The following is a 14,288-nucleotide window of genomic DNA, read 5'->3' as shown; positions in this document are numbered from 1 at the left end:
GAGGTCGATGACGATGGCTTCCGTTCGCGAACACGCGAGTACCGTCGCTGACGCGGCGGACAGCCTTCCGCCGGTGGGCGGTGCCGCATCCGCGGCATCGCCCACCCGGCCCCGCCGGCGCGGGGGCAGGTGGCGCCTGCGCGCCGAGCTGCTCCTGCTCCTCGGCCCCGCCCTGATCGTCTTCGTCTCGTTCGTGATCTTCCCGGTCGCGATGGCGGCGTTCTACGGCTTCTTCAGCTGGTCGGGGTATGGCGCCCCCACCGACTTCGTCGGCATCCGCAACTACGTCACGATCCTCACCGACCCCGCCTTCCACGAGGCCCTCGGCCACAACGGCTTCATCGTCGTCATGTCGCTCGTGATGCAGGGACCGCTCGCTCTGGGACTCGCACTGCTGCTGAACCGCAAGATGCGGTTCCAGTCCCTCATCCGCGTGCTCATCTTCGTGCCGTACGTCATCTCCGAGGTCGTCGTCGGCCTCGGCTGGGGTCTGCTCCTGCAGTCGAACGGTGCACTGAACGGGCTGCTCGAGAAGATCGGTCTCGGCGCTCTCGCGAACGACTGGATCTCGAACCCCTCGCTCGCGATCTGGACCCTCATGGTGATCATCACCTGGAAGTACGTCGGCTTCGCCGTCATCCTCTTCCTCGCGGGTCTCCAGGGCATCCCGGAGGAGCTCTCCGAGGCGGCCGCGATCGACGGCGCGTCGTACTGGCAGATCCAGCGCCACATCGTCCTGCCGCTCATGGGACCGACGATCCGGATCTGGGCCTTCCTCTCGGTGATCGGATCGCTCCAGCTGTTCGACCTCGTGTGGATCGTGTGGGGTCAGTACGTCGCCTCGACGGCGGGCACCTCCACCATGGCCACCTACATGGTCGCCAACGGGCGCAACGCCGGCAGCTACGGCTACGGCAGCGCGGTCGCGGTGGTCATGTTCCTCATCTCGCTGGCGGTCGCACTGCTCTACCAGCGCTTCGTCCTGCGCCGCGACACCGCCGGCGCCATCACGGGAGGTGCCCGATGACCGCCACCGCTGCCGTCGTCACCCCGGGCCGGCGCACTCCGACCCGCCGACACTCGAGCGGCCTTCCCGGCCAGCGGAAGTCGTCCAACCTCGCCGTCTACTTCGTCGCCCTGGTGCTCGTCGCCCTGATGCTGGCGCCCGTCGCGTACATCATCTTCGGCGGGTTCCGCACGAACTCCGAGATCACCCTCGACCCGTCCGGCCTTCCGACGACGTGGAACTGGGAGAACTACGTCAACGTGCTGGCCAGCGGCGTCTTCTGGCGCCAGGTGGGCAACTCGCTCATCGCCGCCGTCGCCACGACACTGTTCGTGGTCGTCCTGGGGCTCATGGCGGCCTTCGCGCTGGCGCGGTACAACTTCCGCGGACGCGGTGCGTTCTACGCGCTGTTCACCGCCGGACTCATGTTCCCGATGACGGTCGCGATCACTCCCCTGTACATCCTGGTGCGCGACCTCGGACTCATGAACTCGCTCGCCGGCGTCATCGTGCCGCAGATCGCCTTCGGCCTCCCGATGACGATCATCATCCTCGTGCCCTTCCTCGCGGCGATCCCCCATGAGCTCCAGGAAGCCGCATCCATCGACGGATGCTCGCGCCTCGGCTTCTTCTGGCGCATGGTCGTCCCGCTCGCGGTGCCCGGCATCATCACCGTCGGCATCCTCGTCTTCGTCCAGAGTTGGAACTCCTACATGCTCCCGCTGTTCATCCTCAACAACGAGGCGTCCTTCACGCTGCCGCTGGGTACGCAGGCGTTCGCGTCGCAGTACTCGGTCGACACGGCCAAGGTGCTCGCGTTCACCTCGCTGTCGATGATCCCCGCCCTCGTGTTCTTCAGCCTCTTCGAGCGTCGTATCGTCGGCGGTCTGACCGGGGCGGTGAAGGGCTGATGTCGCTCGAACAGGATGCGGCCGTGTCCGCCGCCGCCCCCAGCTCGCGCGTCGTCGATCTGCTCGGGCGCATGACCCTCGACGAGAAGCTCGCGCAGCTCGTCGGATTCTGGATCGACCAGGGCGACGAGGTCGTGGCACCGATGGCGGGCGAGATGGCCGGCTCCACGCGGTACGCGGATGCGTCGGTGCACGGCATCGGGCACCTCACCCGCGTCTACGGCACACGTCCGGTCGACCCGGTCGAGCGCGCCGAATGGCTGTGGTCCGAGCAGCGCCGGCTGCGGGAGCAGACGCGTCTGGGCATCCCCGCGATCGTGCACGAGGAATGCCTCACGGGGCTGGCCGCGTGGAAGGCGGCGACGTTCCCCACCCCGCTCGCGTGGGGCGCGGCGTTCGATCCGCAGCTCGTGGCCGAGGTCGGCGAAGCGATCGGCGAGTCGATGCGCGAACTCGGCATCCATCAGGGCCTCGCGCCCGTGCTCGACGTCGTCCGCGACCCGCGCTGGGGGCGCGTCGACGAGTGCATCGGCGAGGATCCCTACCTCGTCGGCACCGTCGGCACCGCGTACGTCCGGGGGCTGCAGGATGCGGGCGTGCACGCGACCCTCAAGCACTTCGCGGCCTACTCGGCCTCGCAGGCGGGCCGTAACCACGCCCCCGTGCACGCCGGGCGCCGCGAACTGCAGGACGTCTTCCTGCCGCCGTTCGAGATGGCCGTCCGCGACGGCGGGGCGCGCAGCGTCATGAACTCGTACGCCGACATCGACGGTGTGCCGGTGGCCGCATCCGCCGAGCTGCTGACGGGGCTGCTGCGCGAGGAGTGGGGCTTCGACGGCGTCGTGGTCTCGGACTACTTCTCCGTCGCGTTCCTCGAGACGATGCACAAGATCGCCGCCGATCGCGGTGAGGCGGCGGCGCTCGCGCTCGCCGCGGGCATCGACGTGGAGCTGCCCACCGGTGACGCATACACGGAGCCGCTCGCACAGCGCGTCCGCGACGGCCGGGTCCCCATCGAAGACGTCGATCGCGCGGTGCTGCGGGTTCTCACCCAGAAGGAGGAGCTCGGCCTGCTCGATGCCACCTTCGAGGAGCCGGCACCCGCATCCGTCGATCTCGACACCCCCCGCCACCGGGCGCTCGCGCGCCGCCTGGCCGACGAGTCGATCGTGCTGCTCTCCAACGACGGCATCCTGCCGCTCGCCGAGCCGTCGCGGATCGCACTGATCGGGCCGAACGCGGATGCGGCCTCGGCACTGATGGGCTGCTACTCCTTCGCCAACCACGTGCTGGCGCACCATCCTGGTGTGCCGATGGGATTCGAGATCCCGTCGGTGCGCGAGGCGCTGGTCGCGCGCTACCCCGGGGCGTCCTTCGATGTCGCCGAGGGGTGCGGCGTCGAAGGCGAGGACCGCGCCGGCTTCACCGCGGCGATCGACGCCGCGCGCGACGCGGAGGTGGCGATCGTCGCGGTGGGCGACCGCGCCGGGCTCTTCGGCCGGGGGACGGTCGGCGAGGGCAACGACGTCGAGTCGCTCGAGCTGCCCGGCGTACAGCGGGAGCTGGTCGAGCGCATCGTCGCCACCGGAACACCCGTCGTCCTCGTGGTGCTGTCGGGCCGCCCCTACGCGATCGATTGGGCACTCGAGGGCGAGACCGCGCCGGCCGCCGTGCTGCAGTCATTCTTCCCCGGTGAGGAGGGTGCCACTGCCTTGGCGTCCCTTCTCGCCGGGGATTCGGCGCCGTCGGGTCGGCTGCCCGTCTCGCTGCCCCGGTCGGCGGGCGCACAGCCCTACAGCTACCTGCATCCGCTGCTGGGCGCGGCGAACGAGATCACGAGCGCGGACAGCACCCCGGTGCGTCCGTTCGGCTTCGGCCTCTCCTATACGCGCTTCGCGCACCGCGACCTCGAGGTGGATGCGGACGCGAGCACCGCGGGCGGGTTCACGGCGCGCGTCGTGGTCGAGAACGTGGGCGACCGCTCCGGCGTCGACGTGGTGCAGTTGTACACGCACGACCCGGTCGCCTCCGTGACGCGCCCGGTCGCGCAGCTCGTCGGCTACGCCCGCGTCGCGCTGGCCGCCGGCGAGCGCGCGACGGTCGAGTTCGCCGTCCCCGCCGCGCGGCTCGCCTTCTCCGACCGCGGCTATCGCCGGGTGGTCGAACCCGGCGCCCTCGAGGTCTGGGTCGGACCGTCCTGCGACGAGCGCGAGACGGCCGCCGACACCACCCTCGCGGGAGGGGTGCACGAGATCACGGCGCGCGACGAGCGGCTCACGGTGGTGAGCATCACGTCGTAGGCGCCGAACGAGACGGGCCGGCGCGCGCTGGGGGGACAGATCGCGCGCCGGCCTCTTCGCGCCCGTCCGCGCGACGCGACTCGGGCGAGAGAGGGGGACCGTCCGGCGGGTACAGTTTGGCCGGCGTCGGGAGTATCGTCGGGCGCAACGAGAGGCGCCGACATGACTCCTGAGCACGCACCCTTCGATATCGCCGACCTGCAGAGCAAGGCGCGCGACCACCTCTGGATGCACTTCGCCCGGCAGTCCACGATGGACTCGCCCGACGGCGTCCCGATCATCGTCCGCGGCGAGGGGCATCACATCTGGGATGCGGCGGGGCGCCGCTACATCGACGGCCTCGCCGGCCTGTTCGTCGTCAACGCCGGTCACGGCCGGCGCCGCCTCGCACAGGCGGGCGCACGTCAGGCCGAACAGCTCGCCTTCTTCCCGATCTGGTCGTACGCGCATCCGGCGGCGATCGAGCTCGCGGACCGGCTCGCGGATCTCGCCCCGGGCGATCTGAACCACGTCTTCTTCTCCACGGGGGGCGGCGAGGCGGTCGAGACGGCGTTCAAGCTCGCCAAGAACTACTGGAAACTCGTCGGCAAGCCCGGCAAACACAAGGTGATCTCCCGCGCCATCGCCTACCACGGGACTCCGCAGGGGGCACTCGCCGTCACGGGCCTTCCCGGCATGAAGCAGATGTTCGAGCCGGTCACACCGGGCGGCTTCCGCGTTCCCAACACGAACTTCTACCGTGCTGCCGAGATGGGCTTCCCCGGCACCTCGGAAGAGGAGTTCGGCCGATGGGCGGCGGACCGGATCGAGGAGATGATCCTGTTCGAGGGCCCCGACACGGTCGCCGCCGTCTTCCTCGAGCCGGTACAGAACTCGGGTGGGTGCTTCCCGCCCCCGCCCGGCTACTTCGCGCGCGTGCGTGAGATCTGCGACGCGTACGACGTGCTGCTCGTCAGCGACGAGGTCATCTGCGCGTTCGGCCGCGTCGGCGAGTACTTCGCCGCCGACGCCTTCGGCTACCAGCCCGACATGATCACCTTCGCCAAAGCGGTCACCAGCGGCTACTCCCCGCTCGGCGGCACGATCGTCAGCGACCGCATCTACGAGCCGTTCGCCACGGGAACGACCAGCTTCGCGCACGGATACACCTTCGCGGGGCATCCTGTGTCGGCCGCGGTCGCGCTCGAGAACCTCGACATCTTCGAGGAGGAGCAGCTCAACGCGCACGTCCGCGAGAACTCCCCCCTCTTCCGCGCCGCCCTCGAGCAGCTGACGGATCTGCCGATCGTGGGAGACGTCCGCGGTGCCGGGTACTTCTTCGGCATCGAACTCGTGAAGGACAAGACGACCAAGCAGACGTTCGACGAAGCCGAGTCGGAACGGCTGCTCCGGGGGTTCCTCTCCAAGGCGCTGTACGACGCAGGACTCTACTGCCGCGCGGACGACCGCGGGGATCCCGTGATCCAGCTCGCGCCGCCGCTCACGATCGGACCGGCGGAGTTCGACGAGATCGAGCAGATCCTGCGCGGTGTGCTCACCGAGGCCTGGCAGCACCTCTGACACACTGTCGGACACAAAGACGATCCGGGGGGATCATGTCGCACACCAGTGTCTTCGCCGCTCCGTTCGCGCGGTCCGCCGACCGTGACTTCACGGTGCGCTGCGTACTCGGCCTCGCACCCTCCGGCGGCGCGGACATCGGCGAGGTCCTCGCGGCCGTCGGCGATGTGAAGGCGAAGGATGCAGGGGCGTGGCTGTCGGCCTGGCAGGCGCTCGGGGAACGCGTCGCGCGGGACGCGCAGGATGCGGCCGCCGACGGTCGCGCCGACACGGCGCGCGGGGCATCGCTGCGCGCGGCGAACTACCTCGCGGTCGCGGTGGACGCCGCATCCGCCGCCGACGACGAGGACCGAGCCGCGTCCCTGTTCTCCGCCCACCGCTCCGCATGGGACGCGTTCGCCGCGGATGCGGGCGTGCGCATGAGCCGGATCGACGTTCCGCTCGACGGCACCGCGATGCCCGGCTACCTGTTCCACGCGGATGCGGCGGGTCCCCGCCCGACGCTCGTCTTCGTCAACGGCAGTGACGGGTCGATCAGCTCACTGTGGGGCACGGGGGTCGCCGCCGCCCTCGCGCGGGGATTTCACGCCTACGTCTTCGACGGTCCCGGCCAGCAGTCCTTGCTGTTCCTGCACGGCGTCCCGTTCCGTCCGGACTGGGAGAATGTGCTGGCACCCGTCGTCGACGAGCTCGCGGGCCACCGCTACGTCGACGAGCAGCGCATCGTCGCATGGGGCATCAGCCAAGGGGGCTACTGGGTGCCGCGGGCGCTCTCCGGCGAGCACCGTTTCGCGGCCGCCGTCGTCGATCCCGGCGTCGTCGACGTGTCGACGTCGTGGACGGACCACTTACCGGCGACGCTCCGCAGACTCCTCGACGAGGGAAAGGATGCGCAGTTCGACCGCGATATGGCTCTCGGAATGCGATTCTCCGTCGATCTCGCGTCGACGTGGGCGTTCCGAGCACGCCCGGTCGGACGCGGCGGGTACGCCGCGGTGATCCGCCGCATCCGGGAGTTCGCCCTGTCGGAGGCCGAGGCTGCGCGCATCGACACGCCGCTGCTGATCACCTCGCCCGAGGGTGAGCAGTTCTGGCCGGGTCAGTCGGAGAGACTCGCCGCCATGACGCCGGACGTCTCGCGTCTGGCGCGCTTCACCGCGGCCGAGGGCGCGGACGGACATTGCGAGCCTCTGGCGAGGACGCTCGTGCACGAGCGCGTGCTGGATTGGATCAGCGCGACGATCCGGGAGTGACCGGCCCATCGGTTCGCGGCAGGAGCTCGCCGTCCACGACGTCGATGCCCGGCACGCTGTCGAACAGCGGGCCCTCGGGTGAATCGGGCTGAGGGTTCTCGTCGCGGGGGCGCATCGGCCTCACCTCCTGCGGAAGACAAGCCTGCCGCATCCGCGAGACGACCCAGGGCACCCTTGACAGCCCGCGCAGGGCGCCGTAGGACTTCTCAGCCGTGGTCGACGGGCTCGTCGGCCGGCTCCGGCACGATCGAGAGCCCGTGCGGGCCGGATGCGGCGAGCATGAGGTCTTCGACCCAGGCGCGGTTGATCTTCGGCTGACGCGAACCATAGAAGTGGAACTGCATCGGCACCGAGGGGTGCACCCAGAAGCTGCGGCGACCGCTGCCGTCGCCCACCTCCACGTCGAACATGAAGGGCTCGCCGCGGCGCAGCTTGTTCATCACGACGATGCGCAGATGCGCGAGAGTCCTGTCCTCGATCTCGACGGCGTTCGAGGCGGTGTCGTAAATGAATCGGCCCACGGTACGAGCATAACCAGCGCGGCCCGGATGCCATGACCTCCCGTTACCGATGGGTCGGGATTAGGGTGTGCGCATGGGAACCATCTACTACGGCGGCGGCAGCACGCCGATCCACATCGAGGATCGTGCTCTCGCGCATCTCAAGGTCGTCATCGCGACCAAGCTCCGCCGCGGTGAGAGCTTCACGCTGTCGTGGCGGCATCCCGACGACCAGCCGCGGGGCCGCAGCACGCTGTGGCTGCATCCGTCGATTCCGCTGCGCTTCGTCTTCGACGACCCGGAGCCGGCCATGCTCAGCCGCGAATGGGTCGAGGAGCTGGCCAACTCCGCCAACTCGTCGGGCGGCATCATGCTCGTTGCCGAGCACTTCGACACCCACCCCGCCCCCACGGCATCCTGACTCAGACGGTCGGGGTGAGCGGCCCCCAGTGTCCCGGCGAGGGAAGGTCCGCGTAGCGGACGTCCACTCCATCCTCTCCCCCGACACTCGCCACGCACACGAGCAGCGACAGCGTCGGGATACCCAGATGGCGATGATCGCGGATGAGCGCGCGGTCGTCCGTCGCCTCCAGCTCCGCGCTGCGCTCGATGACCTCGAGCCAGGTGCGCCACCAGCCGTCGCCGGATTCCTCGTCGGCCACCGCGGCGAACTGCGGCAGCCAGTGGGTGATGCGCGCGGTGCGCGGATCGTCGAGGTCGTCGTGAGCGATCATGTGGGTGCCGGGGCTCAGCATGCTCTCGCGCAGCGCTTCGCCGTCCCACGAGATGACTCGAGCGCCGGCCCGCGAGACATCCAGCAGGTTGAAGCCTCGCGTCGGCGGCGCATCCTCAGGCACACGGCCCGCCACCGCCTCCAGCGGCAGCACGCCACGAGAGGTGACCGCGTCGTCCGCGAGAGGTGAGGTGTCGGCGCGGTTCAGCAGGACCGCCAGCCGGGATGCGGCGGGATCGGCCGCGAGCCACGCGCCGCCGGCTCGCACGTCGTGCACCCCGATGACGCCCGGGTAGGTGTCGGGCCACCAGGGTCCCAGCCGGTTCCAGGGACGATTCGGGTCCTCGTCGCGGATGGCCACGACGCGCGTGGGCTCACTCGCGTCCTCGGGCACGCGGACGATCACGGTGCACATCGGCGGAACGGTCTCCTTCGGGCGGCGGGACCGGATGCGACAATCGACACATGTTCGTCGTCGTCGCAGTCACGGGCGGCATCGCCGCATACAAGACGGTACATCTGGTGCGCGACCTCGTTCGCGCGGGCCACGAGGTCCACGTCGTCCCCACGGCCGATGCCCTCCGGTTCGTGGGCCTACCGACCTGGGAGGCCCTCAGCCGCAACCCGGTCACCACCTCGGTGCACGACGATGTCGCACGTGTACGCCACGTCTCCCTCGGACAGCAGGCGGATCTCGTGATCGTCGCACCCGCCACCGCGAACACCATCGCCAAGATGGCCGCCGGCATCGCCGACGACCTTCTCGGCACGACGCTGCTCGCGACAACCGCCCCGGTGGTCATCGCCCCGGCGATGCACACCGAGATGTGGCGCCACCCCGCGACGACCGCCAACATGGCGACCCTGCGCAGCCGCGGCGTGATCGTCGTCGGCCCCGATGACGGGCTCCTCACCGGCGGCGACAGCGGACCCGGCCGGATGAGCGAGCCGGCGGACATCCTGCGCACGGCCCTCGGCGCCGTGACCGCACCCGACCTCGAAGGACTACGGGTGCTCGTGAGCGCGGGCGGCACGCGCGAACCGCTCGACCCGGTGCGCTTCATCGGCAACCGCTCGAGCGGGAGGCAAGGCATCGCCCTTGCCCTGGCCGCCGCCGACCGCGGAGCCGAGGTCGATCTCGTCGCCGCGCACGTGGAGGCGGCTGTGCTCGCTTCGGCCGCCTCCCACCCCCGCATCCACATCTCGCACGTGGGCACGACCGCAGAGCTGCAGGATGCGGTCGTGGCGGCCGCGTCCGTCGCGGATGTCGTCGTGATGGCCGCCGCGGTGTCGGACTACCGCGTGAGCGAGGTCGCCGACACGAAGCTCACGAAGGAGGGCGGCGACGGCACCCTGACACTGCGGCTCGTAGAGAATCCCGACGTCCTGGCGGGACTCGCCCGTGCACGCCGACCCGGCCAGACCATCGTCGGATTCGCCGCGGAGACCGCATCCGGCGACGAGCTACGTGAGCGCGGGCGCCGCAAGCGAGAGCGCAAGGACGCCGATCTGCTCGTCGTCAACCGCGTCGGCTGGAGCGAGGGATTCGAGTCCGAGGAGAACGCCGCGCTGCTGCTGACGGAGGGCTCCGAGACCGAGACCTCCGGCTCGAAGCGCGCAGTCGCCGACGCCGTCTGGGATGCGGTGCTCAGCCTGCGCTGATCAGAGCACAGCCCTCGGGCACCGAGCGATCCGTCGAGGCCATCGGCGCCTGCCGCATCCGGGGCCTCGGCGCAAGGCCCGGAGTGAGAGGCACTGCGGGGCCTAACGTCGCTGACACCCCTCACGGAAGGACGATGCGATGACACGTTTCGGTTACACCCTCATGACCGAGCAGAGCGGACCGCGCGAGCTCGTGCGCTACGCCTCCGGCGCGGAGGAGGCGGGATTCGACTTCCTCGTCTCCAGCGACCACTTCTCGCCCTGGCTGACGAGCCAGGGACACGCGCCCCACGCGTGGACCGTGCTGGGAGCCGTCGCGCAGGCGACGAGCCGCGTCGAGCTGATGACCTACGTCACCTGCCCGACGATGCGCTACCACCCGACGATCGTCGCTCAGAAGGCCGCCACGCTGCAGCTGCTCTCCGAGGGACGCTTCACGCTCGGCCTCGGCTCGGGCGAGAACCTCAACGAGCACGTCGTGGGCGAGGGGTGGCCTGCCGTGCAGATGCGCCAGGACATGCTCGTCGAGGCGATCGAGATCATCCGGGCTCTGCACACCGGCGAGCTCGTCACCTACGACGGCCAGTACTTCCGGGTCGACTCCGCCCGCATCTGGGACAACCCCGACGGCGGCGTGCCCATCGGGGTCGCGGTGTCGGGCGACAGCTCCATCGAGAAGTTCGTCGACCTCTCCGACCACCTCATCGCCGTCGAGCCGGACGCGGACCTCGTGAAGGCGTGGGACGACAAGCACCCGGCGGGCGGGTCGGAGTCCGGCGAGAGCCGCAAGATCGGTCAGATCCCGATCAGCTGGGACCCGGACCGCGAGACGGCCATCGCCCGCGCACACGACGAGTTCCGCTGGTTCGGCGGCGGCTGGGGCGTCAACGCCGACCTGCCGACGCCCGCCGGGTTCGCGGCCGCGTCCCAGTTCGTCCGGCCGGAGGACGTCGCGGACTCGATCGCCTGCGGACCGGACCTCGACGAGCTCGCCGAGAGCGTGCGGCCGTTCCTGGATGCCGGCTTCACCGACGTCGCCGTCGTCCAGATCGGCGACGCGCAGCAGGAGCGTTTCGTCGCCGAGGTCGCCGCTCCCCTGCTGGAGAAGCTCCGGGCACTCTGATCCGGGCCGGGGTGCGGGCCGGCCGTGCGGAGACATGTGCACGGCCGACCGGCCGGCCGGCGCCGCATCCTTCCCTCCAGTCCCCTTCTGCACCACGGGTCGTGCAGATGTCGCGGTACTCGCGAGCCTGGGCGGTCAGTCGACGGGCAGGCGGACGGCGGTGCGAGCCGCGTCCCGCTCCGCCGCGGTGCGCTCGGGGCTCCAGCCGCGGGCCTCGGCCATGATGTCCGCGGACAGGCCGAGGATGCGCTCGCCCGGATCCTGGAGGCGTCCGATGCCGGTGCGCCGCAGCAGAACATCGGTCAGGTGCTCGGGCGCCTCATGGCGCACGGCCCACGCGACGGCGGCGAGCGGTTCGCCGTCGGAGGTGGCGCGCTCGGCGAGACGCGGATCGGATGCGGCCAGCGCCAGCACGGAACGCGCACGGCTGCCGTAGTGAGCGAAGAGCACGTCTGCCGTATCCGCCGCGAGTCCGAACCCCGCCGCATCCCGGCGCAGCACGGCCTGCGCGGCCGTCACGTCGTCGACATCCCCACCCGGAAGCGGCGTCGTCGCCGTGGCCGAGGGCGCGGGACGCAGGCCGTGACCCGCCAGCCTGTCGACGATCTGCTGGGCGAACGCGCGGGAGGTCGTGTACTTCCCGCCGAGCGCCGACAGCAGGCCGGACACCCCGTGACGCGCGTGATCGACGAGATCGGATGCGCGGGAGGCCCGGTACGTGTCGGTGCCTGCCGACTCCGCGAGCGGACGCAGGCCGCCGTACGCGGCGGTGACGTCGTCGAGCGCCAGGGGCTCCGGGAGCTTCGCGCCCGCGTTGATCTCGGCGATGAACCGCTCGATCGCGCCCCGCGTGATCCGCCACTCGTCGACCGGGCCGGTGTACGGGGTCTCGGTGGGTCCGATCAGGCTCCGATCCCGCCAGGGCGCGACGCTGAAGTGCCCGCCGGACGACACCGTGAGCACCATCGTCTCGCCGAGGCGGCGGGTGACGAGATAGATGCCCTCGGAGCGCACCGCGGGCGCCGGGCCGATGGCTTCGCGCAGCAGCGGGGTCTGGGCGAGGAAGTCGTGGGAGAACGAGCCGGTCGCATCGATCGTCACCGTGGCGGCGATCTCCGTGGTCTCGTCCGAGACGGCATCGTGCACCTCGGCGCCGACCACGCGTCCCGCGCGCACCAGCAGGCGCGTCGCACGCGTGTAGGTCGAGATGGTCGCGCGATGGGAGGCGGCCGCCTCGGCGAACGCGAGGGTGAGACGCTCGGGCGAGAGCATCATCGCGTCGTAGTAGAGGATGCCGTGCCGCATCCATCCGAGGCCCCGGTCGACGAGCTCGGCTGCTGACAGCGACCGGTGCCGGGGGATGTGCGCGGCCGCATCCGCGATCCGATTGCGGTCGAACGACAGCACGTCGTACGCGGTCAGGCCCAGGTGCTCGATGAGTCCCGGCTCGGGCAGCACCATGCCGATCGGGCGCACGAGGTGCGGTGCGATGGAGAGCAGAGTGCGCCGCTCGGCGAGAGACTCGCGAACCAGACGCACCTCCAGGTTCTTGAGGTACCGCAGCCCGCCGTGGATGAGCTTGCCGGTGGCTGCACTCGTGGCGCCACCGAGATCGCCCGCCTCGACGAGCGCGACCGACAGTCCTCGGCTGGCGGCCTCGTAGGCCGTCGCGACGCCGGTGATCCCGCCGCCGACGACCAGCACATCGACCGCACCGCCGGGCAGTGCTCGCCGCAGGCTCATTCCGCCGCCAGGTCGGCGCGGATGCCGGCGATCATGCGCTCGCGCTCGGAGGGGATGTTCAGAAGCCCCAGCCGCAGCACGCGCGCGGCGATGTCCCACCGGTCGAGGTCCGCGACGCTGACGGTTCCCGCGCGCAGGTAGGACCGCAGGTAGAAACGCAGGAGGATGCGGCGCACGGCTCCGTAGACGACACGCATCGGCGCGGATGTGCCAGGGAAGAGCTCCGCCTCGCGGAATAGCAGACGGGTGAGGGCGACGTCGGCGGCGGGCTGGCCGGCGACCGCCGTCTGCCAGTCGATGACCACGTTCCGTTCGGCCAGCACGAACACGTTCTGCGGATGGAAATCGAGGTGCAGCACCGCGTCGCCGGCGGGGAGCGCACGGATGCGGCGGGCGACCGCATCCCGTTCGGCCGGCGTGAGGGCCGAGAGCGCCGGGGTGTCGAGCTGCGCGACGGCGAGCTCGCGCACATCCGGCAACCGGTCGGTGCGCGCGCGGTGGACGAACAGGTGCTCGGTCGCGAGTGTGCTGCCCACCTGAGGCAGGCGCAGGATGTTGCGCTCGGCCACGGCCGTGAGCGGGACGCCCTCGATGCGGTCGAACACGATGCCGTGACGTCCATCCACCTCGACGCCGCCGTGGCAGCGCACCGGGGTGATGCCGAGCTCGTATGCGAGCCGCGAAGCGGCGACCTCCTGCGCGACCTCGGCCGCGTCGAAACCGGGGAAGGCCAGCTTGACCACGCGGTCGTCGCCGTCCGCGAACACCTCGGCCGACCGACCGCGCGCGATCGGACGCGACCCGACGACGCTCATCGCTCGGCCCGCTGGGGCTGGCCGTATCCACGGCGCGTGGCTGCTTCTACCACCGCGTGCTGCGCCGCCGCGTCGAGCGCCCGCGGTTCCCCGATGGCGCGCGCGTGCCAGTACAGGTCGCAGATCCACTCCGTCAGCAGCGCGTTCTCCACCGCATGGACGAGGTCGCGCCCGAGTGCGACGGCGCCGTGGTTGGCCATGAGCGCGGCGAGTCGCCCGTCGAGGGCTGCTCCCACGGCCTGCGCGAGCTCGACGCTGCCGAACGGGTGGAAGGGGGCGACCCGGAGCGGTCCGCCCAGAAGCAGCTGCTGGTAGTGCACCACCGGTACCTCGTCGAGCACGAGCGAGAGGCTCGTCGCCATCGGCGCGTGGGTGTGGACCACCGCGCCGACCTGATCCGCGGGCGCGTGCCGCAGCACGCCCAGATGCAGAGCCGTCTCGGACGTGGGCGCCCAGTCGCCCTCGACGACCTCGCCGTCGAGGGCGACGATCGTGACCTGTTCCGGGGTGAGTTCGCCGAGCACGGCGCCGGTGGCCGTGACGGCGGCGTGCTCTCCCACGCGCATGCTGACGTTGCCGGCCGTGCCGACGAGGAGGCCCGCTTCGGCGAGGGATCGAGAGGCGTCGGCCACGGCGACGCGCGCGGCTGAGATATCTGACGTCGTTGTCATGGCGCTAGCAT

At 70.7% G+C, this 14,288-nt stretch carries 14 protein-coding genes; 8 read left to right on the top strand and 6 right to left on the bottom strand.

All coding sequences use genetic code 11. The features are described 5' to 3' along the window. Window positions 1-13: 13 nt before the first annotated feature. From LXM64_RS02180 to LXM64_RS02160, 5 genes are all read left to right on the top strand, one after another. Entirely contained in the window at window positions 14-1,027 is a 1,014-nt protein-coding gene (locus LXM64_RS02180; RefSeq protein ID WP_137418124.1) for a carbohydrate ABC transporter permease, read from the top strand. After that, on the top strand, window positions 1,024-1,917 hold the full coding sequence (locus tag LXM64_RS02175) for a carbohydrate ABC transporter permease (RefSeq protein ID WP_234074447.1): 894 nt from the start codon (window positions 1,024-1,026) through the stop codon (window positions 1,915-1,917). The genes LXM64_RS02180 and LXM64_RS02175 overlap by 4 nt, the downstream gene beginning before the upstream one ends. Continuing rightward, entirely contained in the window at window positions 1,917-4,217 is a 2,301-nt protein-coding gene (locus LXM64_RS02170) for a glycoside hydrolase family 3 N-terminal domain-containing protein (protein ID WP_234074446.1), read from the top strand. Before LXM64_RS02175 ends, LXM64_RS02170 begins: the two co-directional genes overlap by 1 nt. 162 nt (window positions 4,218-4,379) lie before the next feature. Next, entirely contained in the window at window positions 4,380-5,777 is a 1,398-nt protein-coding gene (locus tag LXM64_RS02165; RefSeq protein WP_234074445.1) for an aspartate aminotransferase family protein, read from the top strand. Window positions 5,778-5,812: 35 nt separating this feature from the next. Then, window positions 5,813-7,030, top strand: a complete 1,218-nt coding sequence (locus LXM64_RS02160) for an alpha/beta hydrolase family protein (protein WP_234074444.1) — start codon at window positions 5,813-5,815, stop codon at window positions 7,028-7,030. Here the strand turns inward: LXM64_RS02160 and LXM64_RS02155 are convergent. Both LXM64_RS02155 and LXM64_RS02150 read right to left on the bottom strand, forming a co-directional pair. Further along, complete coding sequence (locus LXM64_RS02155; protein WP_234074443.1) at window positions 7,008-7,145, bottom strand: hypothetical protein; 138 nt, start codon at window positions 7,143-7,145, stop codon at window positions 7,008-7,010. The genes LXM64_RS02160 and LXM64_RS02155 overlap by 23 nt on opposite strands. A gap of 91 nt (window positions 7,146-7,236) precedes the next feature. Next, the gene (locus LXM64_RS02150; protein ID WP_137418129.1) at window positions 7,237-7,551 is read right to left on the bottom strand and encodes an ATP-dependent DNA ligase; all 315 of its coding nucleotides are present in this window, start codon (window positions 7,549-7,551) and stop codon (window positions 7,237-7,239) included. 73 nt (window positions 7,552-7,624) lie between these two features. Between LXM64_RS02150 and LXM64_RS02145 the strand changes: the two genes are divergently transcribed. Then, window positions 7,625-7,951, top strand: a complete 327-nt coding sequence (locus LXM64_RS02145) for a hypothetical protein (RefSeq protein WP_137418130.1) — start codon at window positions 7,625-7,627, stop codon at window positions 7,949-7,951. A gap of 1 nt (window position 7,952) precedes the next feature. Here the strand turns inward: LXM64_RS02145 and LXM64_RS02140 are convergent, their stop codons facing one another. Further along, window positions 7,953-8,678: an NRDE family protein gene (locus LXM64_RS02140; protein WP_234074442.1), complete on the bottom strand. Its 726-nt coding sequence runs from the start codon at window positions 8,676-8,678 to the stop codon at window positions 7,953-7,955. Window positions 8,679-8,728: 50 nt separating this feature from the next. Here LXM64_RS02140 and coaBC point away from each other — a divergent pair, with 50 nt between their 5' ends. Together coaBC and LXM64_RS02130 are read left to right on the top strand one after the other, a co-directional pair. Continuing rightward, window positions 8,729-9,925 carry a bifunctional phosphopantothenoylcysteine decarboxylase/phosphopantothenate--cysteine ligase CoaBC gene (gene coaBC / locus LXM64_RS02135; RefSeq protein WP_234074441.1) on the top strand — a complete coding sequence of 399 codons (1,197 nt, stop codon included), beginning with the start codon at window positions 8,729-8,731 and terminating at the stop codon, window positions 9,923-9,925. A 139-nt stretch (window positions 9,926-10,064) separates the two neighbouring features. Beyond that, complete coding sequence (locus tag LXM64_RS02130; RefSeq protein ID WP_234074440.1) at window positions 10,065-11,048, top strand: LLM class F420-dependent oxidoreductase; 984 nt, start codon at window positions 10,065-10,067, stop codon at window positions 11,046-11,048. A 135-nt stretch (window positions 11,049-11,183) separates the two neighbouring features. Here LXM64_RS02130 and LXM64_RS02125 read toward each other — a convergent pair whose 3' ends face one another. Genes LXM64_RS02125 through LXM64_RS02115 form a run of 3 tightly spaced genes read right to left on the bottom strand, consistent with a single transcriptional unit; the run spans window position 11,184 to window position 14,277 of the window. Then, window positions 11,184-12,791 carry a glycerol-3-phosphate dehydrogenase/oxidase gene (locus LXM64_RS02125; protein ID WP_234074439.1) on the bottom strand — a complete coding sequence of 536 codons (1,608 nt, stop codon included), beginning with the start codon at window positions 12,789-12,791 and terminating at the stop codon, window positions 11,184-11,186. Beyond that, window positions 12,788-13,606, bottom strand: coding sequence for an aminoglycoside phosphotransferase family protein (locus LXM64_RS02120; protein ID WP_234074438.1), 819 nt, complete (start codon window positions 13,604-13,606; stop codon window positions 12,788-12,790). The genes LXM64_RS02125 and LXM64_RS02120 overlap by 4 nt, the downstream gene beginning before the upstream one ends. Next, window positions 13,603-14,277, bottom strand: a complete 675-nt coding sequence (locus tag LXM64_RS02115) for a class II aldolase/adducin family protein (protein ID WP_234074437.1) — start codon at window positions 14,275-14,277, stop codon at window positions 13,603-13,605. The genes LXM64_RS02120 and LXM64_RS02115 overlap by 4 nt, the downstream gene beginning before the upstream one ends. Between the last annotated feature and the right edge of the window lie 11 nt (window positions 14,278-14,288).

It is taken from the genome of Microbacterium binotii (assembly GCF_021398715.1).
In the GTDB taxonomy this organism is placed as follows: Bacteria; Actinomycetota; Actinomycetes; order Actinomycetales; family Microbacteriaceae; genus Microbacterium; species Microbacterium binotii_A.
The sequence above is the reverse complement of the archived record's forward strand: the minus strand, read 5'-3'. Positions and strand labels throughout refer to the sequence as shown.